Raw genomic sequence first — 26,426 nt, 5'->3', positions numbered from 1 at the left:
TCAATGATTTAGTTTGGTTGACGGTTATGGGTGATTCGTGAGTTGTCGTCGCTTTTATGACAAATGCGTAATAAGTAACAAAAAATTAAGATAGAGTAAGTTGTCCAATCACCTTAATCCCTGATTTAGCTAACTTCCTTGCTTGAGAACTGTTTGGTAATATGTGGTTGCCACTAGAGGCAACCCAGTGAAAACTCTTTGGTTCTTGATTTAATTGAGGAGCATCTTGACTCAAAAAATTTTTTAACCAATGAAGCTTATTCAGAACTGACTGAACTTCACTGGTATCCGCAGGATGTACTTCGATAAAATGGGTTTTACCGTCATATCCAATTGCATAGTCCCAGCGGGGTTCGTTGGGATATTTTGATTGAAGTGCCATATCAATATCGACGCGGCCTTCACATTTTTTAGTATCTTCAGGTTTGACTTTACTGCTATTAGAACCTAGAGCTTTTAATCCACTTTTTAAGTAATTTGCTAACAGAGGATTATTCTTGATAGCTTCTGTAAAACTCATGCTTTCTCCTGAATTGCTTGTGACACCACATCAGAGACTTGACTACTAAAGCTGGTCAAGCCACCCCAATTCGCGATCGCCGAGTCATTGGCGAAAGGATCTAACGATGAAATATCTCTCACAAAAACCCCGGTTTTTTCCTGTTGAAAATAGTAAGTAAAAAACTGCTTGTTTTTAACGATATCATCAAATAATATCGTCAACTCTAAAGACTCGTTTACATCAAACAGTTTATAAAAATATTCACTCTGATAATTTTCTTCCTGGAAGCAGCGAATTGCCCAAACTGCTTCCAATAAAATCGGAGAGTGAGTCGAAACGATCACCCGATATCCTCGATGTAGCAGTTCCAAGCACATCATAATTACCGATAAAATTGCTTCGGGATGCAACTCCATTTCTGGTTCTTCTATCACCACCCAATCGATGTTGGATTTTTTCCACGGCGGTGATTTCGGCATCAGCCAGTAAAAGCCCAAAAGTAACGGCATAAATTCTCGTTGTCCAGCCGACCATGCCATGAAAGATAGAGTATTACCTTGCAGATTAAGTAGAATGCGTTTACGCATTCTAATCGTAGTAATTTTTACCTGAGCACCGTGAAAAATACTCCGATCTAAGGCTTCACTCAGATATTGTTTTAATAGACCTTTTTGGGGAAAAATAGGACTGCCTTGATTTCCCCAATCTTTTTGCATCAATAGCCGGAGATGCTCGCTAAAATTTCTCACCACATAAGGATCGCCAATTTCAAAGCTAAGAAACGATCTAGGCCATCCATTGTCCAGGGTGAGTACCCGCTGTGCTGGCATATAAAACAGCTTTTCTTTTGGCTCAATTTTACTTTTTAATAAATCCGCAATATTAATAGATTGTCGATCTAAACAACAATTAGTCTCTCTGCCCCAAATACTACGCATTCCTTCGCCAAAATAAAAGTCAATAAAATTGCCAATATTTTCATGGTTATTTCCGGTATCTGATTCCCATTCATATCCATTTGCTTTGATGTTATTAACAATATATCCACTATCGATCGCTAGTTTTATGGATTGTAATAAAATACTTTTGCCCGTAGCTTGTGGCCCGACCAACAGGGTGAGATACCCAAAGGTGATATCGGCTTTTTTGATTTGGCCTAGATTGGTTATAGAAAATTGCTGCATATTTCTTATGTTTTAAGATTAATTATTTAAATTAATACCAAAAAAAGTAAAAATAAGACTATTGTTATTTTTGACGATCTATTATTCCATTGCTATTGCTAAGGTTATCGCCATAACTGCGTCATATTTTACATAAAAATCATAATTTTTTTGCCTAAAAAATAACTTTAGATATTATTCTAGTATTTTTTTAAGTTTATTGAAATTAAAACTTGAGTTTAATATAGTTTTTTATTATAGCTTTTTTTGAAATAATTTTTGAAAAATTTCTGATTTCGTAATCGATCCCTCCCTGACCCTCTGAACCGCTCCGACCCGATCGCACCTGTGGCTCCTCTCGTTTGATCGATAAAAAAGTTAAAAAATCTGTCAAAACCGCTACAATAAAAAGAACGGGATTCAACATTGGGCCATGAATCAAAAACTTACAGCATCCCCAGTAGCCCGATCGATCGTCGCAGTGGAACCACTGTCTCACGATGGCCGAGAACTAGACTGGGAAGAAGTCAAGGATATCTGGCCAGAATTGCCCCTTCCTTATCGGTTAGTCGATCGCGTCCGGGTCTTGATCGAACGCCGAGAAGCCTTACCCGTCGCGAGAAAAGGCCAAAAACCCAGTTTGGCGATTCCCTTTGCGGATCTGCTGCGCGGAATGGCCGCAATTGCACAGGTAGGATTAGTGGGGGCGATGATATCCAGTATCATTTGGGTTAATGACCGGAAAGAGGCGATCGCCAATCGAATTGCTCATCCCCCACCGTCTAAGACTCGGATCATCTTGTCCAATGATTATGGCAACTACTTTGTTGTTTTTAATCGTCAAGAACGTCCCCACCTCTACTACCGCGTGACCTTGCAAAACCCCCCCAAAGATAAGAAATTATCACTCAGTTGTGATTGGATTGACCCCACAGGTCAAGTCGTACATCAAAACCTCTATCAAACAAAACTGATTAATCATAATGTTTGGATAAGTGCTTGTTCTTACCAATTGGGCGAGAAGGCAAAACCAGGGACTTGGCAGGTGAAAATGTCTTTGGGCGTTCGCCTGCTGACTCAGACTGAATTTATTGTTGAATGAGACAAACCGATTAGCAGATCGACTCCATCATAGCCGAAAAAAATTGATGAATCATCATTATTTTTTGACGGAAATGGCTCTCGTCTGGCTGCTGCAAAAATTTGATAGAATTTGTTTTTTTAGGCAATACCAAGTGATCGTGTATTGCCCATCCGCTAAAAAATAACTCATCAAGGAGTTTTTACCTTTTACTTAACCATAAAAAAAGTTTACCGATTTATTGGTTCAGATTCAGTTTACAGCGCAAATCTGCTGCGAGTAAACCACAGCCCCCTGTAGAGGCGATTCGCGATTCGCCTCTACATAAATATTTTACATAAGTTGTCTGTGGTTTATGAATTTCAAAACCGCTGTAAAATACTCAGTAAATCTGAACCGATCTAAACGCCAAGCACGCCAAATATGGAGGTCATTACAAATGTCATTGGTTCATTTGGATAAGTCGGTTTTGAGTTTTCATCTCAGAGAAATTGTGGAAGATCCACCGGGAAATAATAATTCTGCTGCCTTGTTCGGACTAGGTGCGATCGCCTTTGGCACTGTGGCTTTGCCAGCCATGATTAAATTTGGCCGACCTGTGCTGAAAAACTTAATTAAACCATTTTTAGCTGCTTCACAGTCATCAGATTTTCCCTATTCAAAAATCGAGGCCAAGTTTCCTCCTTCTTGGTCTGAAACTCAAACCGGAGTGCCGCATATTTCCTCAGAGATATCCCCATAGAGGTCGGCATTAACCCAATCATACAAATCTATTGGGTGCAAATTCTTTCTGAGAGATAGAGTCAGAATAAAAAACCTGAGAAACCGGATTTCTTCAAGAAACCCGGTTTGTTTTTATGGCAAATTGGGGTTTTCTCTTCTGAGCAATTAGTCAATAAATCCATTTTGTTGAGATTGAGAGAAATTGTCATTTAAAAAATGCTTGCTGATTTTTATTAATAGGAGTATAATGACAAAATCAAAGGGTAAAATCTTCTCTCTGCAAATCATCGGTCTTTATTCTAGAAAGCCATTTGCCGACTAATGACAATGGCAGAGTCCGATAGCCTACCTAGCGTCCCAGAGTTAATTCGTCTAGCGTCCCGGAGAGAATCATCCAGTTCGTTGCATAATTTAGACGGAGGCTGTCCTCAGTTGTCTAGTTTTGTAATTTAAATTTCGCGCTCTGGGTAGAAAAATTAAGCATTTAGCTGATTAATTTCCTAATAAGACCCATAGTGAAATCAAAATTACCTTCATGGAGACAACCAGCACAGAAACGAGAAATGACCAATGCTATTTACACAAATGGTGCCACCCCTGGGGTCGGTACTAACCAGACTTCTGAAGCCACAACCGATCTCAAAATTAGTGAGTTTTTGGCAGAACATGGGGAAATAGAAATGATTCTCCCAGTTGTGCTGGGATTGATGATTACGAGTCGTTTTCAACTGCGAGGGGCACAAGCGCTGCTGGTGAACTTACTCGTGGCAAGTATTAGCCGCCAGATTTTGTTTAAGCTGAAAAATCCCGAAGCAGATTTGATCGCCGCAACACAACAATTCAGCAGAGAACCCAGCACTCCTACCACTTGGGGCGGCTATGAGGTGATTCATTCGATTCCCGGTCGGGTGCGGCTAAAAATTCCCCAAGACTCGATGAAGGGGACTAAAAAAGATGCTGAATTCGCCAAACGTTTATTACAAGTGCTCAATGATGATGAGTATGTGATTAGTGCGCGGATTAACTACGCTGCCTCTTGTTTGGTGATTAATTACCAAGCGGGGCAACTGGCTGATTGGGAGTTGGGTTTGCGTTTAATGAATTTAATTAAGACCGCTGAAACCGAAGTTCCCGCCTAAATCCCCCTGTAAAATTAGCAAGCCGCCTCAGTTAACTGGGGCGATCTGTAGGAAAAACTGGCCATGACCGATTGTTCTGTACTCCATGTAAGTTCTTTGGTTGGTGGGGTACAAGTGATTCATGCGATTCCGGGACGCATTCGTTTGCGAATGCCTGCTTTATGGAATTCCCAGCCGACGAAAGAACTGACCGATCGCCTCAAAGCCGATCCCCGGATTATCAGCGTGCGGATTAATCAGGCTTGTGCCTCGATCGCCATCCAATATCGCCCGGAAAGTATTGCCGCGATCGCTGCCCCAGATTATTTTTTGCGCTTCTTTGACAACCCATTAATACCGAGAGATTGCTCCGCAAAGCTGCCCGGAACCAATTCTGAACCAGAATGTAACGCCGAATCAGACACCGAAGACGAAGATGAGGGCTGGTCAAGCCTGCGCTTACCGATTCTGGCGACTTTGTTGGCGGTTGCCAGTCAACGCTGGCCCTACCCATTGCTGAAAGTTGCCGCCGCTGGAGTGTTGGGGGCTTGTGTCTTGCCCGTCGTCCAACGAGCCAGCAATAGCGTTTTTGTTGAGCATCGATTGAATATCGACTGCTTAGACTTAATGGCAATTTCCTTAAGTACCATTCAAGGGAAATTAATCACTCCCGCATTGATGATGACCCTTCACGGAATCGGCGATGTCCTGCGGGAACAAACCGCCCGTTCTACGGCGATGCAAACTGCTGACCTGTTGGATACTATTGGTCATTTTGCTTGGGTGGTACGGGAGGATAGAATTGTCAAAATTAAGAGCGACCAGGTACAAGTCGGAGAAATCGTCCAGGTTTACCCAGGGGAACAAATTCCCGTAGATGGCACCGTCCAAGCCGGTGAAGCAACCGTTGACCAACAAAAATTAACCGGGGAATCCATGCCAATTGTGGCGGGAGTGGGGACTTATGTCTATGCTTCTACTTTGGTGCGATCGGGTAAATTAAGGCTGATCGCCGAAAAAGTCGGCAATCAAACCAGGGCGGCAGCATCTCTTGCCCTATTAAGTCAAGCCCCAGTCCATGACACCCGCATGGCGAACTATGCAGAGAAAATCGCCGATCGCCTGATTCTGCCCGTTTTGGTCTTGGGCACAGTGGTCTTGATGACTACCCGCGATCCGGCACGAGTGGCGGCAATTTTTACCCTGGATTTTGTCACCGGAATTCGCGTGTCCATTCCCACCGCTTTCTTAGGGGCATTGAACCATACCACCCGACATGGGATTTTAGTCCGCAGTGGTCGCACCTTGGAACAGTTGGCGGAAGTAGATACGATGGTGTTTGATAAGACCGGAACCCTGACCCAGGGAGATATCCAACTGTCAAACGTGATTTCCGTTGCTGACGGCTTTTCCTCAGACCGAGTGTTACAGTTGGCAGCAGCAGCAGAACAACGCATTACTCACCCTGTGGCTGAGGCCATTGTCCGGGCAGCCTGCGATCGCGGTCTGACCATCCCCCAACGCCAAGACTGGCATTATGAAGTCGGTAGCGGCGTGCGTACCGAAATCGACGGTCAAACGGTCTTGGTAGGCAACCAGAAACTTTTAGCCGAAGCGGGGATTAATTTGCCAGCCTTAACGGGGATCTCTTGTGCGGGGGTGCAGGGGAGCAGAGGAGCAGAGGAGCCGCCAACGAGCAGAGGTGCAGAGGTGCAGGGGAGCAGAGGTGCAGGGGAGCAGAGGTGCAGAGGTGCAGAGGTGCAGGGGTGCGAGAACCAACCAACAACCACCAACCACCAACCAACAACCACCAACCACCAACCACCAACCAACAACAATCAACAATCAACAATTTATGTTGCCTGTGATGGACAACTGATAGGCCAGATTTCTTATACCGATCCCCTGCGTCCAGAAAGTGCCCCCCTGGTTCGTCGCTTGCGGGACTTGGGCATAGAAGTGCATTTGCTGACCGGCGATTCTCAGATGCGGGCTCAGGCAGTGGGTGAGCAGTTGGGCATTAGTCCCGGTCACGTCCATGCGGAAGCTTTTCCCGAAGAAAAAGCGCGAATTGTGCGAGATTTACACCGGGCAGGCAAAACCGTGGCTTTTGTGGGAGATGGGTTGAATGATTCCGTCGCCTTAGCTTATGCGGATGTCTCGGTGTCCTTCGAGGATGGTTCCCATGTCGCCAGGGAAACCGCTGATGTGGTGCTGATGAATAATGATTTGGAGGCATTGTTAGAGGCGATCGCGATCGCCCAAGATACCCAACGGGTGATTTCCGAAAATACCGTTTTAGTCGTCGGGCCAAACTTACTGGCATTGGGTTTAGCCACTACTGTGGGACTCAATCCCCTCGTCGCCACGATGATTCACAATGGTTCGGCGATCGCTGCTGGTCTGAATAGCCTCCGTCCGTTGATTCAGCATCAGTTAACCGGCTAAATGGCAGAGAGGGGCAGAGGAGCGGAGGAGCGGGGGAAGAGAGGGTGTAGGGGAAGAAAGTGATGCATTCGTAGGGGCGAATGGCCATTCGCCCGTACAAGTGAAAAGTTATGCATAAATATCACTATTCACTATTCACTATTCACTATTCACTTTTCACTTTCCCCCACACCCCACTCCCCACTCCCCAACCAACAACCAACAACCAACAACTCTCAGGAGAAAAACAATGGAAAACCCCAATCAATATCAAGATCAACTGAATCAACTGAATCAAATACCCCTGGTCAATTCTATGACCAATTTCTACAAAGCCAACCCAACGCGAGCTATTCTGCTGGGTCTTGGGGTGGTGGTGTTGGCACCTACGGTGGTGCCATTGCTCAAACCTATTGCCAAAGCCACCATTAAAACAGGTGTGTCACTTTATCAAAAATCCGTAAGCGCGATCGCGGAAACCGGGGAAGTGATTGGCGATTTAGTCGCCGAAGCCAAAGCCGAGGTACAAGCGGAACAAGAACAAGCGGCTACTATGATCGCGGCAAATTCTACCAATAGAAACTGATCTTTCCCGTCATCACAAAACCCGGTTTCTTCAAAGAAACCGGGTTTTTTCCGGGTTTTTTCCGGGTTTTTTATTTAGCCTTACTCTTTTCCCAACCACTGATAAAATTCGAGACAATCCGGCGCACAGTCGTTACAGTGGCCGCATTTTTGATTCATTTCCAGCTTTTTCACTCGTCCCTTATGGATTAACTTTTGTAACATTCCTCTCAGGGCATTTGCATCTAAGTGAAAATGATTCTCCAAGTCAATCAGGGCAACTTGGTGATGTTCGGCAAGATAGGTTTGAATATCAGTTAAAATCATCAGTTTAAACCTTGTAAATTTGTTCGTAAACTATTGAGGCATGATCAACAATAATTCTATAAACACGATATCAGGAACTTTTTGATCAAAATTTCTTCCTTATTTCTTCCTTTTTGAATCGGATAGCTAGTCCGGGAGTAGTAGGGATTAACGGCTGTTCAACCCTACGAAAATTGTAGAATATCCACTGTCAATCCCAGATTTGCAGAAATACAGCAATTGTCAGAGTTATGAAGTACAAAAAACCCTGTCATTCCCGCGCGGGAATCCAGAAAACCTCTGTACTTCCCGAACGATAATAACCGCTATATTCTTCTAAAATCATTATCCAATATATTAACGGTGTAGGATACTAATCAGCATGGACTTTTCCTCCTTAGTCATAATCTTAGTCATTCTTTTATTGGTCGCAACCAGTGTCGCACTTCTATCTCGTTGGATTCGAGTTCCTTATGTCACAGGTTTAGTTGTAGCTGGTTTAGCCATCACCGAAATACTGCCTAGACCCATCGGCTTTAATGATTCCTTAATTTTCAACGTTTTTCTGCCTATTCTGGTCTTTGAAGCGGCAATCAATACAGATATTAGTCGCCTACGCAGTACCATTAAACCGATCGCCATGCTGGCGGGTCCTGGTGTTATTCTATCATCTCTTATCACTGCCTTAATCTTGAAATTAGGCTTAGGATTTAATTGGACTTCTGCACTATTAGCCGGGGTCATCTTAGCCATCACCGATACAGTTTCGATCATCGCCGTATTTAAAGAAATCTCCGTACCCTCTCGACTTTCCACCATTGTACAAGGAGAAAGTTTAATGAATGATGGGGTTGCCCTGGTCTTATTTAGCCTGATTTTGCAAGTACATCAAACAGGTCAATTCACCGTATTAGGGGGTCTGCAACAACTATTTGTGGTCATTGTCGGCGGGACGTTAGTTGGCTTAGGAATTGGTTATTTAAGTACCATTTTATTTGTGAAATCTGACGATCCACTTAGTAGCAGCTTACTCACGATCGCCGTCGCCTTGGGAGCTTTTCAAATTAGTCAATTCTTAGGAGTTTCGGGAGTTGTTGCGGTGCTGGTAGCCGGGTTAATTGTGGGAACCATCGGACTTTCTCAAAGAGTTTCTCCGTCAACTCGTTTAACCTTGTGTAGTTTTTGGGAAACTGTAACTTTTATTATTAATAGCTTTCTATTTCTGCTCATCGGTTTAGAAGTTGACTTAATTACTTTTTTTCAAACACTTCCGGCGATTTTTCTGGCAATTTTTGCCTATCAAGTCGCTCGATTGCTATCGGTTTATCCTCTCTTAGCGATCGTTCGTCTATTCGATCGCCCCATCCCTCTACGCTGGCAACATGTTTTATTTTTAGGCAATATTAAAGGTACGTTGTCAATGGCCATCCCCCTAACTTTACCTGCCAGCTTCGTCGGCAGAGAACAACTAATTGCCTTGATCTTTGGCACCGTGCTACTATCGATATTGGGACAAGGATTGAGCTTGCCTTGGTTCGTCAAAAAATTAAAATTATCCCAGGGTTCACTCCCCTTACAAAATATTGAAGAATGGCAAGCACAACTAATGACCGCCAAAGCTGCTCAAGATGAACTCGATAGTTTACTGAAATCTGGAGTTTTGCCGAAATCGATTTATGAAGAAATGCGTTCCAATTATCAAGTACAGATTGCTAAAGCAGAAAAGTTACTGCGAGACTTTTATAACAACCGATCCGATCTGGATCGGGATGAGATATCGGTGAAAAAGGATCACAAAATAGATGCGATTCGTCGCCGGTTGCTGCTGGCAGAAAAAGGCGCACTGGATGAAGCCAGACGTAAACGAATTCTCTCAGAAGAAATTGTCCAAGAACGCTTAAATAAAATCGATCAAAACTTAATCGAATTAGACGATGATTAAGGCTTTATTTTTTTGGCGATTCTGAACCTTGCATAAAGTCAATAATTGGACGTAAAAGTCCTGGTTTTGTGGCAATTAAGACCGTTGAACCAGACTCTAGCATGGTGCTGCCATTGGGAATCATTAAATCTTCATTGGGGTGTGGTTGATAGCCTATAATCAGAGAACCTTTGGGAAACTTTCCGTCTTGAGCAATTTGGGCCAAAGTCCGACCGGCAACATAGGAATTATCCGCGATCGAGAGTTTTAAAACTTCAATTTGTCCTTGTTCAAAGTGCATCATTGACTCGACTTGGGGATATTCAATGGCATTCACCATTGTGGAAACCGATAAATCTACGGTACTAATGATATGACTAGCCCCAGACAACCGAAGCGGTTGAGCAAAATCAGGATGCCGCAATCGACTGAGAATTTGTGAGACGCCATAATGTTTAGCCAGGGTTACTAGGGCTAAATTCAAGGCATCACTTCTGAGGACAGCAGCTAAAGCATTGGCTTTGCGAATTCCTGCTTCTAATAAAACATCGGTACTAACCGCACTGCCTTCAAAGGCCATCACCCCAATTTGTTCTCGGGCATAGCGGCAAGCATTGGGATCGATATCAATGATCCCCACTGTATGACCTAATTCTACCAGTTTTTGAGCTAAACTGATCCCAACTAAGCCAGCACCACAAATCAATATGTACATAATTCTTTAGACTGTCTTGTAATTACTTTTAGGAATGGGTAAATTATGAAATTTTCGGTTTATCTGTATTCGGCCATACTTGCCTTATTTTTGATGTCTTGTACATCACTAAGTTTGCCTAAATCACAACCGACAACACCTCAGAGTATAGATGGTTTATCCTCACTGCGATCGCTGGCAGAGGTTGACTTGAGTCAGGCGGTGATGAGTCAAACGATTTATGTTCCTACTTATTCATACATTTATTATGAAAACGATCAAAGAAGCATCAACTTAACCACCACCCTGAGTATTCGTAACACCGATCTAACTCATCCCATTATTATTACTTCAGTTCGTTACTATAATACCAAAGGTGAATTAATTTCGCAATATTTAGCCCAACCAGCACAACTAGACCCCCTCGCTTCGGTGGCATTTGTGATTGATAGAACAAATATTACTGCTGGTTTAGGGGCTAGTTTTATTGTGGAATGGATGGCCAAGAATGTTGTAACCGAACCGATTGTTGAGGCGGTGATGATTGGCACTGATTTCAGTCAAGGAATTTCTTTTGTTAGTCCAGGAAAAGTTATCAAAAGTTATCAAAAACCTAGTCCTTAGAATTAATGTTGTTTGTTGTTTGTTGTTTGTTGTTTGTTGTTGGGTAGGGATTCTTTGGGTAGGGATTCTTTGGGTAGGGATTCTTTGGGTAGGGATTCTTTGGGTAGGGATTCTTTTGTTGGTTGTTGGGTAGGGATTCTTTTGTTGGAGAATGCGTAGGGTGTGTTAGGCGGCAAAAACCTGATTTTCACCCATATTTTATGAATCAAGCCGCCGTAACGCTTAATTTAATCGAGCATAAAGAAGACCCAAAAAACCAGGTTTATAGAGATGACGCAAGAAACCCGGTTTCTTCAAGAAACCGGGTTTCTACCCCCACCCCAGAAGACCAAAACGGTTAATTATTCTGCGATCGCGATGTTGCGGAGGAACGCGATCGCACATTTTTCATCACCAGAAAAGTACCACCCATTGCGGTTAATAATCCCAAAATCCAAGCGAGAGAAGATATCGGATGTTGGGCAAAAGTTGCCACTTGATAAAATAGCGTAGCCGACCAGTAGGCAAGTCCCGTCGTCCATCCAATCACGAACATCGTCCAACCGAGGTTAGTTTCCCGATAAACTGTGGCCACTGCTGCCACACAAGGACAGTACAACAGGATAAACAGCATATAAGCAAAAGCCGCAGCGGATGTCTGAAAGCGCATCGCCATTTGGCCAAAAGCCCCGCGTCCTAACCCTGATGCAGCATTGGCGGTATTCTCACCACTGGCGTCATCCACCGCCGAAAGTCCCAGAGGGTCGAGTAATGCCTCCGGAATTGTGGCCAAATTTGCGGGAATGGTGGCAAAGGCTTCGCCAATTCTAGATAGAAACCGGGTTTCTTCAAGCAACCCGCTTTCTGAGGTTTGTGAGGTTTGTGAGGTTTGGGCTAACTGACTATACATCGAGTCCAGAGTCCCCACGGTGGCTTCTTTGGCAAATATGCCGGTAAAAATTCCCACGGTCGCGGGCCAGTTATCTTGCTGAATGCCCATCGGCCTTAATATTGGGGTAATAGCTTGAGAAGTCGCTACTAAGACAGATTTGGAATTACTTTGATTGCCAAAAGATCCGTCAGTGCCCACAGAATTTAACAACCCCAAGACCATCACCATTAATAAAATCACTTGACCGGCGCGAATGATAAACCCTTGGAGGCGATCCCACGTCCGCAATAACATACTTTTGACGCTGGGCAGATGATAGGTGGGCAACTCCATGACAAAGGGGGTGGGTTTTCCGGGCAATAAGGTATTTTTCAACACCAGACCCGTGAATACGGCGGCCAAAATGCCAATTAAATAAAGACCAAAGACTACATTCTGTCCGCCAATGGGAAAAAAGGCGGCGGCAAAGATGGCATAAACTGGCAACCGGGCAGTACAGGACATAAACGGGGTCATTACAATGCTCATTAGCCGATCGCGCGGATGTTCCAATGTCCGGGTAGACATCAGCGCGGGGACATTGCAACCAAAGCCGACAATCATGGCGACAAAGGACTTTCCGGGCAGACCAATCATCCGCATCAGTCGATCCATCATAAAAGCAGCCCGCGCCATATAGCCAGAGTCTTCCAAAAACGAAAGACATAAGAACATTAAGCCGATGACAGGGATAAAGGTGGCCACGGTTTGCACCCCACCTCCGGCGCCGTCTGCCAGCAAGACCACTAACCATTCGGGAGTGCCAACGGTTCTCAGGAGATGTCCGAAACCATCCACAAATATGGTTTGGGCTAAGATATCGAAAAAGTCAATAAATACGCTGCTGAGATTGATGCTGATGAGAAACATCAGATACATGATGAAGGCAAAGATGGGAATTCCCAGCCAACGGTTGAGGAGGATGCGATCGATTTTGTCCGATAGCTTGACGCTGACTTCTCCCTCTCTTTCCGCAGCCCCTTGCAGCAATTTATGAATACTGCCATAGCGACTATCCGCCACAATAATATCGATGTCTTCACTTAAGACCTGATGAATTTTTCGGCGGTGCTTGACTACGATGCGATCTAATTCTGGGCTTTGGATTTCCGGGGCGACGCGATCTTCATATTCCAGGAGTTGAACCGCTTTCCAGCGGCGATCGATCGCCGCATCCGGGTTTTTTTCCTGAAGTAAAGCCACCACAGCAGCGATCGCCTCTTCCATCACTGGGGGATAAGCCACATAAGACTTGGGGCGGGGCGGCTGTTGCAACCCTTGAGACATGGCTTCGAGCAACTGGGGCAGTCCTTCCTTGCGGATAGCGCTGATGGGAATTACCGGACAGCCTAGGCGATCGGCCAACGCATCCACATCAATTCGCAATCCCTGGTCGCGGGCCAAATCCATCATATTCAAAGCCAGGATAATCGGCACGCCCATTTCCATAATCTGCGTGGTCAGGTAGAGATTGCGCTCTAAGTTAGAAGCATCAATAATATTGACAATTAAATTCGCCTCTGCGGATAGCAGATAATCTCGCGCTACCAACTCATCGAGCCCAGTTTCTCCATCTTCCGCATCCAGAGAATAGACTCCGGGCAGATCAACCAGAGTGATTTTGGTGCCGTTGTAGACATATTCCCCTTCTTTGCGCTCAACGGTGACACCGGGCCAGTTGCCGACCCGTTGGTTTGCCCCGGTTAAGGCATTAAATAAGCAAGTTTTGCCGCAGTTGGGGTTGCCCACGATGCCAATAATCGCAGTCTGCGTCCCCTGTATCGTTGACCGAGTTCGATCGTTTGTGGTTGAGGCAGTCGATCGCTGATTCACTCGCAGACCTCCTCGACCAGTAGGGCTGCCGCTTCCGATTGACGCAAACTCAGGCTAAAACCACGGACGCGAATTTCTACAGGGTCGCCCAGGGGTGCATAGCGGGTAATCGCAAATTCTGTCCCCGGAGTCAGACCCATTGCTAACAATTTGCCTTTATAGCCACGAGTAACTTCTTGGTAGCCTAAAACCCGTCCTTTGGCACCTTGGGTCAAGTCTCCCAAGCAGATATTTTTGATTGACGATGGTTTTTGGTTTTGCAAGTCAGAGGGTTTGACTTGAGTGCGTTCGATTTTCGTGGGTTGGGAATTCATTAAAATTACCTTTGTCACCATAATTTGCTGCGCTTGAGTTGCCCCAAGACCAAGGGAGCGACCGCCTAATGCCACAATCACCGAACCCGTATCCGTCACGCTGACCAACTGAATTTCCTTGCCCAGACATAATCCCATATCCATCAGGTTGTGTTCGGTTTCCGGGGATCCGTTGATTTGCACAATCAATAGGCGATCGCCTGGATGTGCGATCGCGCAGCGTTGCGGATGCAACATCGCGTAGCGTTGCGGATGCAACATCGCCAGAGGAAAAAAGGCCAAACCCTTTTCTATATCTTGGTTTGACTCTTGCTGTAACCGATCCAGGGAAAACGACTCGCTGGAGTTCTCGCAATTCAAATTCTTCAGGGAATCTTTTAACCCATGCGGGGTTTCCCCATAAAACGTAAACCCCCAAGTCTTTTCTGGCTGGTTCTTTGGCGACGGCTGACTCACCGGATTTAGACTGAGCCACTTCCAGAGTCGGTTATTCATAATAATTGTCAATAAACTCATACAAAGATTCCCTCTTCTCTTTTAGTCGTTAGGTATTCAGAACGATCGCAGTCAAAACTTATTCAATTCTAGGTTTTCCAGCTTCGCGGCTAGATGATGCATACATTTAAATTGCTAAATTTTTAGTCACTTACTCATCTCACCCACTCATCAGCAGTTTGTCGCACCGAGGGCGATGATGTTTATTCAGGACAGACTCAGGAAAGGCTGCTGTACTTGCAGTCCAATTCATTCCCCAGATTCATATTGCTGCGTCGCCATTGGTGTGGATTAATTTTAGGGTTTTGGGTTGATTTCATTGTTTGAAGGGGATAGATGGGCGATTCGCTGACACGATAGCTTCGCTTGACGCGCTTTTATTTAATTAAATATCTTGCCGGACTTAATAAAAATTATTTGCAATAGTCAGATCTATTTCTTAGATATAACAGATTCTCACTAGCAGGGCTAGGCTTGTTATAAATGTTTACATTTTGCCAGGGGTCAGGGAAACGGTCGGCTGCAAGTTCTGTCAATGGTCTTGGGTTGATTATTTTTAAACAAGAACTTCCCCACTTGGATTATACCCCTGTGACGACTTAATCTTTATAAAGTTATATACCATATTAAAAGAATATATAGAGCAATTGCGAATATTAGTTTTTCTGGGAGGCTGCCCTTTAATCTATAGAAAATTATTTATACTACTTCAAACAATTGCTTATTTTGTATTCGTGACTCGTGATATATTTTCATCCGCCCCTTCGGGGTGTAGGGTGTAGTGAAGAGTGAATAGTGAATAGTAAATAGTAAATAGTGAATAGTGAATATTGAATAGTGAATATTGATATTTCTTTTAACTTGTAGGGGCGAATGGCCATTCGCCCCTACAACTTTTCAATACATAACTTTTCACTTTCCCCCGCTCCCCCGGTCGGTGAGCGAAGCCTGTCCTGAGCGCAGCCGAAGGGCCGAACCGCCGCTCCCCACACCGATGGCGGCCCCACACCCAGGAGGGGCAGAAAACTGAAAGAAATATTACAGATTGTTGCATTTGCTAAGAAAAATGACGCGCTGAGGACTGAAATCCCCTAATCTTATTGATGACGGTTGTTTATTTATCCAGGTAGACCCTCATCTTCGGCAAAAATCAAGAAGACATTTGTGAGAGTTATCAAGCAGATTACTGAGAAAGTAAGATTACTGGGTTGGCAACTTAAGCTTAGTCATTTCTTGAATTTCTCGACGAAGACTGTAGGCGATCGCCAACAACGGATAATATACGGATAACATACTTGATATAACGGAGAGTCTGACGTGTCACTTCCTTTGCTAGAGTATTCCTACACATCCCAAAATCAGCGGGTTGTGGGATATGAGGTTGCCAGTGAAGAGCAACCCATGATCTATACCACTGAAAATACTCCCAGTTCTACTGAAATGGATGAGTTGATTTGGGCAGCTTATCGCCAAATTTTCAGCGAACACCAAATTTTATCGACTACTCGTCAAAAATTCCTGGAATCTCAGCTAAGAAATTGTCAGATTACAGTGCGCGATTTCATTCGTGGCCTGCTGTTGTCGGATTCTTTCCGTCGGCTGAACTATGAAACCAATAGCAACTATCGCTTTGTCCAAATCTGTGTGCAGCGGGTTTTGGGTCGCGATGTTTACAATGAGCGCGAGAAAATCGCGTGGTCGATCGTGGTAGCCCAAAAAGGCATTCAAGGATTTGTGGATGCTTTGCTGGGTAGCGATGAATACCTGAGTAACTTTGGCTTTGATACGGTGCCTTACCAACGGCGGCGGATTTTGCCACAACGTGCTACTGGTGAAACTCCCTTTAACCTCGATACTCCTCGCTATGGCGAATACCATCGCGGACAACTGGGTTTCCCCCAAATCGTTTGGCAAAACGTGGTGCGTCGGTTTATCCCCCAAGAACAGCAGCCGAAAGCTGGAAATCCCTCCTTGTATCTCGGTATGGCTCGCGAAGTGGCTCCACGGGAAGTCACTACCCCAAGAGTGTCCACCAGCAATATGAATTACTTGGCGTTGGTGCCTCGTAAGTAAGCGATTTTTACGCTAATTATTACCGATCAATCAGGAACGAGGGCTGAGGAATTGGGAGGAATCTCTCAATTTTTGATCCCTGGTTCCTGATTTTTATGTTTGTCGGGTTTTTCTGCTGAATAATTTACCCCTGTAGGGGCGAAGCATTTTGGCCACAATGCTGGGAAAAATGCCCAAATTTTGACCAAAATGCTTCGCCCTTACGGATATTTTTTGATCCCAGGTTTCTGATTTTTATGGTTGTCTGTTGCGGAGGACTTGCAGCAGGGTTTGGAAGGGTTTTGGCAAGGGGGCACAGACTTCGATCGCTTCTCCGGTAATGGGATGTTGCAAGGTGAGTCGCCATGCGTGTAAAGCTTGACCGGGGAGGTTGACGCCAACCGATCGCCCTTTGCCATAGATGGTATCGCCAACAATGGGATGCCCAATATGGGCGCTATGCACCCGGATTTGATGGGTGCGTCCGGTTTCCAGTTGAAAATGGATGAGGGTGTAGTTGCCCAGACGTTCTTGGATTTGCCAGTGGGTGATGGCGACTCGACCACCTTTTTCGACGGGGACGATCGCCTGTTTTTTGCGATCGATGGGATGACGACCAATGGGTAAATTAATGGTGCCACTTGCTTCGCGGGGGGTGCCGTAGACGACGCCCAAGTATTCCCGACGGGCAGTTTTGGCTTGAATTTGTCCTTGCAGGTGAATATGGGCCTGGTCGGTTTTGGCGATCGCGATCGCGCCAGTAGTTTCTTTGTCCAAACGATGCACAATCCCCGGACGTTGGACTCCCCCAATTCCGGCTAAAGAATCGGGACAATGGGCAAGTAAGGCATTGACTAGGGTGCCTCCGTGATGACCGGGGGCTGGATGCACCACCATGCCTGCTGGTTTATTAATAATTAATAAGTGATCGTCTTCATAAAGAATGTCCAGGGGAATTTCCTCGGACGCTAATTCTAAGGGTTGCGCTGGGGGAATGGTAATGGCTAGGCGATCGCCCGGTTTAAGTTGGCTTTTTTTTAACTGACAGACCTCTCCATTCACCCGCACACCACCGTCTTGAATAATTTTTTGTACGCGGTTCCGGGAGATATCCGGTAGTTGTTCCGATACCCAAATATCCAGGCGATCGCTGGTAGCATCATGGGGCACTTCTAGATAAATTTCTAACTCAGAATTGGTCAAGGTTTTTAACTGTCTCCTTTCAGTATCAGCTATTCTTACAGCGGTTTTTAGATGAATAAACCACATTAACCCCGCCTGGGAATCGTCTTCCCGCCTGTAGGGGTCAACGGCCGTTGACCCCTACAGTCGGTTAAAACCGACTGAAATTACCATAAATACAAGCATGATTAGTCGGTTTTAACCGACTTGCGCTATGAGGCGGGGATTTTAATCCCCGCCGGATCGCGGAGTAAACTAAAATTTTAAATATTTAACTGGAGTTTGATGAAGCCGGGAGGGTAAAATAAAAGGTACTGCCACAGCCTAATTCTGATTCTACCCAAATTTTCCCGCCATGCCGCTCGATAATTTTTTTACAAATAGAAAGACCCAGACCTGTACCGGGATAATTTTTCACCGTTTCTATTCGTTGAAATACTTGAAAAATTCGGTCAAAATTGGCTGGATCGATGCCAATACCATTGTCATGGATAGAAAATATTAATTCACCATTGGAATCCGGTTGGCAGGTTATTTGGATTTGCGGCGGAATGTTGGGGCGGGCAAATTTAATGGCATTTTCAATTAAGTTTTGAAATACTTGTTCCAGTTGCACAGCATTGCCCATAACCTTGGGCAAAATAGTGGACTGACTTTGACTTGACCCTGGGTTAGAACCAATACAAATTACTGCACCAGTTTCGGTGATCGCCCCCTGTAAATTATGTAAAACTTGGGCGATCGCCGCTTGACAGTCAACCATTTCTAATTCTGGTTTAATATTTTCAATTCTGGAATAAGTCAGCAAATATGAAATAAAATCATGCATCTGCTCGCTGGCTTGGGCAATATAGTTGAGATATTTTTTAGTTGTATTATCAAAGCATTCAGATTGGGCTGAAACTAATCCCATAAAACCAATTATGGTTTGTAAAGGCGATTGCAATTCGTGATATAAAAATAATGAAAATTCGGCTAATTCTTCATTAGATTGGCGCAATTGTTGATTCAGATAATTTAGTTGTTTTTGCTGCTGCTTCAGGGTGAGTTGATGTTCAATCCGTAAAAGCACCTCTTGAATGTAAAAAGGCTTAGTGACATAATCATCGCCTCCGACTTTAAATGCCTGAATTTTTTCTGGTAAATCCGTAGACGCCGTCAAGAAAATAATGGGAATATCGGCTGTCTTGGGATTAGATTTGAGTCGCTGACAGACTTCATATCCGGATATTTCTGGCATAATAATATCCAGCAAAATTACATCGGGCATGGCTAATTTTACTTGATTTAAAGCAATTTTCCCACTTAGGGCATTGATCACTTCATAGCCACGATCTTGCAACATTTGGGACAAGAGGCGTAAGCAGCTGGGGATATCGTCAACAATCAAAACTTTTCCTTTGGATTTCGCCGCATCTGATGCTTGGCTGGACGGCGGTTGGTTCGGCGGATTTTGGCGGATCATAAGCGGTTATTTCCTCGGCAATCTAATGAAATATTTAGGGATATTTACCCTAAAATAGCGGCTATTTCTCGCCAAAAAAATAGCGCCATTTTAGCTAATCACCGCCGACCCATGCGGATCCTGATTGCCACGAGGAAGAATTACCCGTGATTGGTCGATTGGAGGGAAAGTTAAATCAAGACTAAGTTATCGCGGTGAATGATGGTTTCTGCACCCACATACCCTAAAATCTCCGGAATTGCTTCTGATTTACAGCCCCGAATTTTTTGGAGTTCAACACTACTATAGTTAACCAGTCCTCTGGCGACTTCTTTTCCTTCTGCTTCACATAGTACCACAGCATCGGATGCTTGAAAATCTCCTTCAATTTGAGTAATTCCAGCGGCTAACAAAGATTTACCGCGATCGCAAATTGCTTTAATTGCCCCGGAATCTAAATACAATTTGCCATTGGGAATTAATCCATAAGCAATCCAGCGTTTGCGAGCATTATTGGTATGCAGTTGGGGGGCAAATTGAGTGCCAATGCTTTCTCCGGCTAAGACTTTGGAGATATTGCCGGGAACCGCAGAGGACATAATCACGGTGCGGACTCCAGCACTGGTGGCAATGCGGGCGGCTTGAATTTTCGTGGCCATACCGCCCGTGCCCCAGTTACTCCCAGCCCCCCCAGTTTCCACTTGTAATTCTTTGAGTTCGTCGAGACTTTGCACCAGGGAGATCGGTTGGGCGTTGGGGTTGCTGCGCGGGTCTGCGGAGTAGAGTTGATCTACATCGGTCAATAAAAATAGCCAATCGGCTTCAACTAAACTGGCGACCATTGCGGAAAGGGTGTCATTGTCGCCAAATTTGAGTTCTTCAACGGCTACGGTGTCATTTTCGTTGACCACGGGAATGACTTCGAGACGCAGCAGTTCTTTGAGGGTATTGGAAGCGTTGAGATAGCGGCGCCGTTGTACCAGGTCGTTACGGGTGAGGAGAATTTGCGCGATCGCCTGTTGTTGCAATGTGAACAAATCATCATAAACTCGCATCAGTCGCCCTTGTCCCACCGCAGCGATCGCTTGTTTGCCGACAATGGTTTTCGGTCTTTCCCGCAGACCCAAGCGGGCACAACCAATGCCCACGGCCCCAGAAGAGACTAAAATCACCCGGTGTCCCTGCCGACGTAAAGCGCTTAAAGTATCGACCAAACTGGCAATGGTAGCGATCGCCAGGTGACCGCTATCCGTAGTCAGACTAGAGGTGCCAATTTTCACTACAATCGTTTGATGCAATCCGTTCAAGCCCTTAAACTCCTTACCTTGCAAATCTTGAAAAAGCTATAACGCCAAAACCCGCTACAAATTAGATTGACAACGTTCCAGATAAACCCGAATCGCCCGATCCTTCGGACATTGGCGTAAACAATCTTGAAATAACTTTTCCGCTTCCTGATAAGCCTTACGATAATACAGCATCAATGCCTCTTCAAATAAACTGGATGTCATCAACTTTTGTTCGCGCAATTCGGGTTCATCACCATCAAACACCTCAAACACAGCTACTTCATGGGACTTGCCTTTAACTTTTAACCGCTCAATAATCCGAATATTATAATTCGTGGCATTAGACAAACGTAAAAAAGTCTGATGGGAAATTAACAACGACACCCCATAGATTTTTGTTAAACCTTCTAAACGAGAAGCTAAATTAACCGCATCACTAATCACCGTACTATCCATGCGGGAATTGCCCCCCACGGTGCCCAACATCAAATCCCCGGTATTGATACCGATGCCAATTTCAATCGGTACATAACCAGCCCTTTCTCGTCCTTGATTATATTCCCAAAGGCGTCTGAGCATAGAAATTGCTGCTTCCACGGAATCATCGGCTCCACCAGGGAACAAGGCCATAATCGCATCGCCAATATATTTATCAATAAACCCGTTATTCTCCACGATCGCGGGTTCCATACTACTTAAATAAGAATTAATAAACTTAAAATTTTCTGCGGGGGTTAAACTTTCCGAAAGGGTGGTAAAAGCCCGAATATCAGAAAATAACACCGACATCTCCTGTTGGACATTATCCCCTAACTGAACATCTACGATACTTTTCTTTTTTAAGAAATGGAGAAACTGACGGGGAACAAAGCGTTCATAAGCTTTATTTAATGCCGCCATCTCCGTATAGTAGCGAGAATTTTCAATAGAAATCGCCGCTTGACTGGAAAGCAAATTTAACATTTCCAGGCGATCGGGAGTAAAAGCCCCTGGCGTCAAATTATTTTCCATATAGATAATGCCATAAAGTTCTCCTTTACTCATCAAAGGCGCACAGAGAATTGACTTGGTCTGATATTTTTGTAGATAAGGATCATTGATAAATTGTCGGTACAGATCCGTAATGGATGAAGACTCTTCTAAGGCAGAAAATTCTTTGCCCAATTGAGTGGCATCACGCAAAACCACATTTTCTTTAGTCCGGGCTACATAGTTAACAATTGCCATTGGTATCTTCGCGGCTTCTGGGTCACTTTCTTCGATATAAATTGACTGCAACACCTGAATCGTGAGGTCAGGAATGCTGGATTCTTTTAGGGTATCTGTCACCATAGTTCCTGCCGCTTCAATCAGCAGTTTACCTTGACTTTCCAAAATGAGAAAGCCTTTCTGCGCCCCGGCATTTTCCATCAGAATTTTCATTAATTTTTCTAGCAATTTGTCCAAAACAATTTCCTGGGAAATCGCTTGGGATGCTTTCATCACCGTTGCCAAATCCAGAATTGCCACCTCGCTATTCGATGACATATAAGTGGTGGTACGGGATAGGGTACTCACTAAAGGACTAGACAAGGTACTAGAGGGTTTGATTTGATCGATCACCTTGGCTTTCTCTGCCGGGTTCATCGGCAAGAATGCGGCATATTTTGACTCTAAGTCCTCTACCTTCCGTTTGGCACCCCAAATTTGGTAACAAGCGCGAGCTTTTTCTAGATACAGGGTGGCAAAAGCTTCTTTTTTTTGTTCTAGCCAAAACTTAGCGGCGAGTTCATCTGCCAAAGCTCTGATTTGGATATATTCATGGCCTTGAACTAATTGAATCGCATAATCGTAGGAATTCATCGCCTCAACTATATTTCCGTTGATTCGAGCTATTTCGGCTTTGACTAATAAAAATTTGGCGCGAAAATTATCTGGACAGTTTTGCTCCCATTTTTTTAGGATCTTCTGGTAATTGACTAACCGCATTAAAAAGTTTACTTTTTGGTCGTCAGAAACTTTTTTATATAAACTGGATAAAATCAGTGAGTAATAGAAAATATACTCAAATTTAGCAATAGTACCTCGTAAATAATTAATAAGTTTTTCTAAATTTTCAGCTAATTTTAATGCGTTTTTGTAATCTTCATACAAGTATAAAATCTGCATTTTATACAGTTTATACAAAGACACTCCGGCTAAATCTTGGTGGTAATTTTCCGAGTTTAAATATTCATCTTCACTATATTTCCTGGTGGCAAAGGTGAATTGATCGCTGGTTTGTCCGGTTAAGTTTGCGATCGCCATCTCACTGGCTAAAATGGACTCGGTAGTCCACCGGCTAGAACCACTATAATTCAATTCAAGACAGTGATTTAAATCGGCCATCAAGTGAGCCAAAAATTTTCCTTGATAGAAATAGTTCACACATTGATTCATCAAGAAATCTCGTGCTAATCCTAAATCTCTCGCTTCGCGGGCAATTTCATATCCCTGAGTATTAATAGAATTGGCAAAACTGATGGGCTTAAACCAAATACTGATGGCATTCGCATACAAATTGTAGGTTAAGCATTGGCATATGGGATCGTGCAGCTTTTTGCTCAAGCTAAACGCCAGTTCCCCAAACTCATGGCTGGAGCGATCATCGTCAAATACCGCCGCTAAAATCACGCTATAAGCCGCATAAGCATAAGCAGATTCTGGGAGATGACCATATTGCACACTCAAATGCACCGATAGGACGATCAGCAAGTCAAATAAGTTTTGACTGATGGGTTTCGCGGCTAAAGACAAGGTAGTCAATAATTTAATTAGCATTTGTTTGGCTAAATTAATTGGCGGATCTTGACTAATCAAATTTTCAATCGACCGACTGGATAAATACTTATTTATCCGGTGAACTTCCTCAGTAATTTGCTGGCAAATATCTTCTTCTGAATTGGGGATTTCTATTCCCAACCATTTCAAAGCTTTTCTGCCTAAAAGAATCGCTTGTTTATGTTTAGACACTTGCCAGTAATGTTGGATGATCTGGTAAGCTATTTCTGATTTTTCTATGGGATACTTTAATTTTTCAATCAGCAAATAGAGATGATCTTCAGCTTGATCAAATCGGTCGGTGGCTAATTCCACTTCGGCGAACATTTTATAGAGATCGATCGCCAACTCATAATGATTTTCCCAGCAGTTGTCCGGGTTCAAGAAAAACCGGGCATTGGTTAAGTATTCTCTGGCGAGATCATAATCGTTCTGGGCTTTGCTGGATTTAGCTGCTTTTAAATTTAACTCGGCTAACTCAATTTGATCGCTTCGATCGACAATCAAATCTTTGGCATTATTTAAATTTTCTACAATTTGAAACAACTGCTTTTTAGAGTTAATTAAATTTTGAGATTTGAGAAAATTGCCAATTTTTAAATTAATTTTTTTCTGAATTTCCTCCTTTTCAATCATTTCCGAAGCAGCTTGTTGGACTCGATGAGAACAAAATTTAAATTCCTCAAACAACAAAAAAGTATCATGGGCTTCTATCTCGATGGTTTCCAGTTCTGACTGAGGCAAAATAAACCCTTCTTGAATTCCCGGCCAAAGAACCTCAAAAGTTTCTCGAATAGGTTTTTCATAAAGCCGCGATAAAGTCTGTAAATCAAACGAATTACCCAAACAAGCGGCTAAATGTAACACTTGTTGAGTGGCTTCTGGTAATTTCCTCAACTGATAAACGGGCAATTCCGATATTGCATTGGCAAGTTCTATGGATTTTACTTGTTCAATGTCCCATGTCCAGCGCGGCTTTTGTACAGTTTTCCCTGGGGATTTGTGATATTCAAATTTCAGTAATTTTTCTTCATACAAGGTTTTGAGAAATTGCCGGACTAAACAAGGGATTCCCGCTGTTTTCCAGAAGACAATTCCGGCCAAAGACTTGACCGAATCATCGTGTTGCTGCAAGGTTTCGGCCATCAAATTGATAATTTGCTCATAAGTTAAGGGATTAAGTCTGAGGTAATCAATTCTAATCTGTGCTTGCTGAAGGGTTTCTAAATATTGATGGAAACCATCCAGGGGCATTTCACGGGTTTCTACGGTTTCATACTCTCGATAAGCCAAGATCAGCAAAAGATGCTCGATTTCGGGATCGAGCATAATCATCTCCAGCAGTTTCAAAATTCCTGACTCAGCCCAGTGGATCTCGTCCAGAAAAATCACCAGGGGATGCGCTTGATGGCAAAATACCCGAATAAAATTTAACCAGACTCGATCCATCTGCTCCCGATACAGATTGCCCGTGAGATCACCTTCAATTTCCGGGGAATCGGTAAGGTAATTGGGGTCAATGGTGAGAGGATTCTCTGGCTGATTCAGCATCAGTTTTAATTCGGGAATGATCTCCATGATGATTTGGACTTGATCGGCCAAAACTTCCCTGAGTTTAGTTTGCCAGTGGTTCAGTTGGGCTTGACTTTCGGTCAGGAGTTGCCGAATTAACCCAGCAAAAGCTTGGGGAATTCCCTGGAGGGATCTTCCGGGGGGTCTGGCACTGTCTGACCGTTCCGGCTGATTGGCAGCGAATTTGCCGGTCAGTAAATAACCTTGCTTTTGGGTAATTGATTGATAAATTTCTTGCACCAATGATGACTTGCCAATTCCGGTTTCTCCAGAAAGGATCACCAGGGATTTTTCTCCCTGAACCACTCGGTCAAATGCATTAAGCAGGGTTTTAATTTCTAATTCTCGGCCATAGAGTTTTTGGGGTAGATGAAACTGTTCTGAAATATCTTGGGTTCCCAAAGTAAACTCGGCGATCGCCCCAGAATTTTCTATTTCTCTTAAACAGCGGGCTAAATCTTCTCGCAGACCCCACGCACTTTGATATCTTTCTTCAGGGGTTTTCGCCAATAATTTGAGGATAATATCTGACACCGATTTCGGGATATCTGGATTAATTTTGTGGGCAGGCACTGGCTGTTTAGCAATATGACAATGTACCAACTCGATATGATCCGTGAGGTCGGTGATTTGAAAAGGCAATTGCCCAGTCAGCATTTCATAAAAAGTCATCCCCAGAGAATAAAAATCGGTGCGATAGTCCACACTTCGATTCATCCGTCCGGTTTGCTCTGGAGACATATAGATGATCGTCCCCTCTAAAGTTGTTGCGGTTGGTTTACTGCCATTGGTCGGTTCAGCAATTCTGCTAGAAATGCCAAAGTCAATAATTTTGATTTCATTGGTAGCTTGATTCCAGACAATATTGGAAGGATTAAGATCCTTATGAATTACATGAGCCCCATGAATTTCCCCGATAGTTTCAGTAATTTTGATTGCTAATGGGAAAAATTGTTCTAGGGTAAAATGTTGTGTTTGCAAGTAATCACTCAAGGAAATCCCGCCAAAGTCCTCCAAAACAATCACTAAAGTATTTTGATAGGATTTGAGGGCGTAGGCTTGGACAACACTGTCGATATTTAAATTATATAGAATCTCAAATTCTTGTTGATATCTACTGATATCCTTTGGGGTGGGATAATCTTGTTTGAGTAATTTCAGGATCACAGGCTGACTGTCTTCATCGCGGCAGCCTTTGTACACGCGAGACTTGTGACTGTCGTAAATTTGCTCAAGAATCTGATAACCGGGTAGATTTAGCATGAGTGGGTTCTGGTGATTTAAGGGTTATATCGATAAGATGGTTGCGGTAGTGGCGAGGCCGAGAGCAAAGCAATGATGAAACAGCGATCAAACAGTGATCAAACAGCTATCAAACAGTGAGAAATTTATGAGAAGCACCCTAAATCCGAC

General features: G+C 43.9%; 18 protein-coding genes. 8 read left to right on the top strand and 10 right to left on the bottom strand.

Annotated features, from left to right (window positions below; genetic code table 11):
- Window positions 1-85: 85 nt before the first annotated feature.
- Window positions 86-520 (bottom strand): hypothetical protein, encoded by a 435-nt coding sequence (locus ABWT76_RS14660; RefSeq protein WP_054464922.1) that lies wholly within the window; start codon window positions 518-520, stop codon window positions 86-88.
- On the bottom strand, window positions 517-1,686 hold the full coding sequence (locus tag ABWT76_RS14655) for an AAA family ATPase (protein WP_054464923.1): 1,170 nt from the start codon (window positions 1,684-1,686) through the stop codon (window positions 517-519). Before ABWT76_RS14655 ends, ABWT76_RS14660 begins: the two co-directional genes overlap by 4 nt.
- Window positions 1,687-2,098: 412 nt before the next feature.
- Here ABWT76_RS14655 and ABWT76_RS14650 point away from each other — a divergent pair, with 412 nt between their 5' ends.
- From ABWT76_RS14650 to ABWT76_RS14630, 5 genes are all read left to right on the top strand, one after another.
- A complete protein-coding gene (locus ABWT76_RS14650; protein ID WP_054464925.1) occupies window positions 2,099-2,767 on the top strand; it encodes a hypothetical protein in 669 nt (222 codons plus the stop codon).
- A gap of 418 nt (window positions 2,768-3,185) precedes the next feature.
- Window positions 3,186-3,488 carry a hypothetical protein gene (locus tag ABWT76_RS14645; RefSeq protein ID WP_072160652.1) on the top strand — a complete coding sequence of 101 codons (303 nt, stop codon included), beginning with the start codon at window positions 3,186-3,188 and terminating at the stop codon, window positions 3,486-3,488.
- 544 nt (window positions 3,489-4,032) lie between these two features.
- Window positions 4,033-4,608 (top strand): metal ABC transporter ATPase, encoded by a 576-nt coding sequence (locus ABWT76_RS14640; RefSeq protein ID WP_199317283.1) that lies wholly within the window; start codon window positions 4,033-4,035, stop codon window positions 4,606-4,608.
- A gap of 63 nt (window positions 4,609-4,671) precedes the next feature.
- Complete coding sequence (locus ABWT76_RS14635; RefSeq protein WP_354636324.1) at window positions 4,672-7,035, top strand: HAD-IC family P-type ATPase; 2,364 nt, start codon at window positions 4,672-4,674, stop codon at window positions 7,033-7,035.
- 229 nt (window positions 7,036-7,264) lie between these two features.
- A complete protein-coding gene (locus tag ABWT76_RS14630) occupies window positions 7,265-7,600 on the top strand; it encodes a DUF5132 domain-containing protein (protein ID WP_231636612.1) in 336 nt (111 codons plus the stop codon).
- A gap of 80 nt (window positions 7,601-7,680) precedes the next feature.
- On the opposite strand, the gene ABWT76_RS14625 is transcribed toward ABWT76_RS14630, so the two are convergent.
- Complete coding sequence (locus ABWT76_RS14625; RefSeq protein ID WP_054464927.1) at window positions 7,681-7,905, bottom strand: FeoC-like transcriptional regulator; 225 nt, start codon at window positions 7,903-7,905, stop codon at window positions 7,681-7,683.
- A gap of 361 nt (window positions 7,906-8,266) precedes the next feature.
- On the opposite strand from ABWT76_RS14625, the gene ABWT76_RS14620 reads away from it, so the two are divergent.
- On the top strand, window positions 8,267-9,826 hold the full coding sequence (locus ABWT76_RS14620; RefSeq protein ID WP_054464928.1) for a sodium:proton antiporter: 1,560 nt from the start codon (window positions 8,267-8,269) through the stop codon (window positions 9,824-9,826).
- A gap of 4 nt (window positions 9,827-9,830) precedes the next feature.
- Here ABWT76_RS14620 and ABWT76_RS14615 read toward each other — a convergent pair whose 3' ends face one another.
- Window positions 9,831-10,520, bottom strand: coding sequence for a TrkA family potassium uptake protein (locus ABWT76_RS14615; RefSeq protein WP_354636323.1), 690 nt, complete (start codon window positions 10,518-10,520; stop codon window positions 9,831-9,833).
- 45 nt (window positions 10,521-10,565) lie between these two features.
- On the opposite strand from ABWT76_RS14615, the gene ABWT76_RS14610 reads away from it, so the two are divergent.
- Window positions 10,566-11,123, top strand: a complete 558-nt coding sequence (locus ABWT76_RS14610) for a DUF3124 domain-containing protein (RefSeq protein WP_054464930.1) — start codon at window positions 10,566-10,568, stop codon at window positions 11,121-11,123.
- Between the two features lie 337 nt (window positions 11,124-11,460).
- Here ABWT76_RS14610 and feoB read toward each other — a convergent pair whose 3' ends face one another.
- Both feoB and ABWT76_RS14600 read right to left on the bottom strand, forming a co-directional pair.
- Complete coding sequence (feoB, locus tag ABWT76_RS14605; RefSeq protein ID WP_375341526.1) at window positions 11,461-13,794, bottom strand: Fe(2+) transporter permease subunit FeoB; 2,334 nt, start codon at window positions 13,792-13,794, stop codon at window positions 11,461-11,463.
- Window positions 13,795-13,862: 68 nt separating this feature from the next.
- Window positions 13,863-14,696, bottom strand: a complete 834-nt coding sequence (locus ABWT76_RS14600; RefSeq protein ID WP_190877658.1) for a FeoA family protein — start codon at window positions 14,694-14,696, stop codon at window positions 13,863-13,865.
- Window positions 14,697-15,992: 1,296 nt separating this feature from the next.
- On the opposite strand from ABWT76_RS14600, the gene ABWT76_RS14595 reads away from it, so the two are divergent.
- The gene (locus tag ABWT76_RS14595) at window positions 15,993-16,748 is read left to right on the top strand and encodes a phycobilisome rod-core linker polypeptide (protein WP_054464932.1); all 756 of its coding nucleotides are present in this window, start codon (window positions 15,993-15,995) and stop codon (window positions 16,746-16,748) included.
- A gap of 234 nt (window positions 16,749-16,982) precedes the next feature.
- Here the strand turns inward: ABWT76_RS14595 and ABWT76_RS14590 are convergent, their stop codons facing one another.
- The 4 genes from ABWT76_RS14590 to ABWT76_RS14575 all read right to left on the bottom strand — a co-directional run bounded on the left by ABWT76_RS14590 (window position 16,983) and on the right by ABWT76_RS14575 (window position 26,276).
- Entirely contained in the window at window positions 16,983-17,996 is a 1,014-nt protein-coding gene (locus ABWT76_RS14590) for an RluA family pseudouridine synthase (RefSeq protein ID WP_082348743.1), read from the bottom strand.
- A 184-nt stretch (window positions 17,997-18,180) separates the two neighbouring features.
- Window positions 18,181-19,374: an ATP-binding protein gene (locus tag ABWT76_RS14585; protein WP_054464933.1), complete on the bottom strand. Its 1,194-nt coding sequence runs from the start codon at window positions 19,372-19,374 to the stop codon at window positions 18,181-18,183.
- 170 nt (window positions 19,375-19,544) lie between these two features.
- Window positions 19,545-20,651 carry a glutamate 5-kinase gene (gene proB, locus ABWT76_RS14580; protein WP_054465053.1) on the bottom strand — a complete coding sequence of 369 codons (1,107 nt, stop codon included), beginning with the start codon at window positions 20,649-20,651 and terminating at the stop codon, window positions 19,545-19,547.
- Between the two features lie 63 nt (window positions 20,652-20,714).
- Window positions 20,715-26,276 (bottom strand): AAA family ATPase, encoded by a 5,562-nt coding sequence (locus ABWT76_RS14575; RefSeq protein ID WP_354636321.1) that lies wholly within the window; start codon window positions 26,274-26,276, stop codon window positions 20,715-20,717.
- Window positions 26,277-26,426 lie beyond the last annotated feature (150 nt).

It is taken from the genome of Planktothricoides raciborskii GIHE-MW2, from assembly GCF_040564635.1.
Taxonomy (GTDB): Bacteria; Cyanobacteriota; Cyanobacteriia; order Cyanobacteriales; family Laspinemataceae; genus Planktothricoides; species Planktothricoides raciborskii.
The sequence above is the reverse complement of the archived record's forward strand: the minus strand, read 5'-3'. Positions and strand labels throughout refer to the sequence as shown.

Excerpts from the sequence above, each read along its gene's own strand:
- ABWT76_RS14660 (WP_054464922.1), bottom strand. The coding sequence starts at position 520 with ATGAGTTTTACAGAAGCTATCAAGAATAATCCTCTGTTAGCAAATTAC.
- ABWT76_RS14655 (WP_054464923.1), bottom strand. The coding sequence starts at position 1,686 with ATGCAGCAATTTTCTATAACCAATCTAGGCCAAATCAAAAAAGCCGAT.
- ABWT76_RS14650 (WP_054464925.1), top strand. The coding sequence starts at position 2,099 with ATGAATCAAAAACTTACAGCATCCCCAGTAGCCCGATCGATCGTCGCA.
- ABWT76_RS14645 (WP_072160652.1), top strand. The coding sequence starts at position 3,186 with ATGTCATTGGTTCATTTGGATAAGTCGGTTTTGAGTTTTCATCTCAGA.
- ABWT76_RS14640 (WP_199317283.1), top strand. The coding sequence starts at position 4,033 with ATGACCAATGCTATTTACACAAATGGTGCCACCCCTGGGGTCGGTACT.
- ABWT76_RS14635 (WP_354636324.1), top strand. The coding sequence starts at position 4,672 with ATGACCGATTGTTCTGTACTCCATGTAAGTTCTTTGGTTGGTGGGGTA.
- ABWT76_RS14630 (WP_231636612.1), top strand. The coding sequence starts at position 7,265 with ATGGAAAACCCCAATCAATATCAAGATCAACTGAATCAACTGAATCAA.
- ABWT76_RS14625 (WP_054464927.1), bottom strand. The coding sequence starts at position 7,905 with ATGATTTTAACTGATATTCAAACCTATCTTGCCGAACATCACCAAGTT.
- ABWT76_RS14620 (WP_054464928.1), top strand. The coding sequence starts at position 8,267 with ATGGACTTTTCCTCCTTAGTCATAATCTTAGTCATTCTTTTATTGGTC.
- ABWT76_RS14615 (WP_354636323.1), bottom strand. The coding sequence starts at position 10,520 with ATGTACATATTGATTTGTGGTGCTGGCTTAGTTGGGATCAGTTTAGCT.
- ABWT76_RS14610 (WP_054464930.1), top strand. The coding sequence starts at position 10,566 with ATGAAATTTTCGGTTTATCTGTATTCGGCCATACTTGCCTTATTTTTG.
- ABWT76_RS14600 (WP_190877658.1), bottom strand. The coding sequence starts at position 14,696 with ATGAGTTTATTGACAATTATTATGAATAACCGACTCTGGAAGTGGCTC.
- ABWT76_RS14590 (WP_082348743.1), bottom strand. The coding sequence starts at position 17,996 with ATGTGGTTTATTCATCTAAAAACCGCTGTAAGAATAGCTGATACTGAA.
- ABWT76_RS14585 (WP_054464933.1), bottom strand. The coding sequence starts at position 19,374 with ATGATCCGCCAAAATCCGCCGAACCAACCGCCGTCCAGCCAAGCATCA.
- ABWT76_RS14575 (WP_354636321.1), bottom strand. The coding sequence starts at position 26,276 with ATGCTAAATCTACCCGGTTATCAGATTCTTGAGCAAATTTACGACAGT.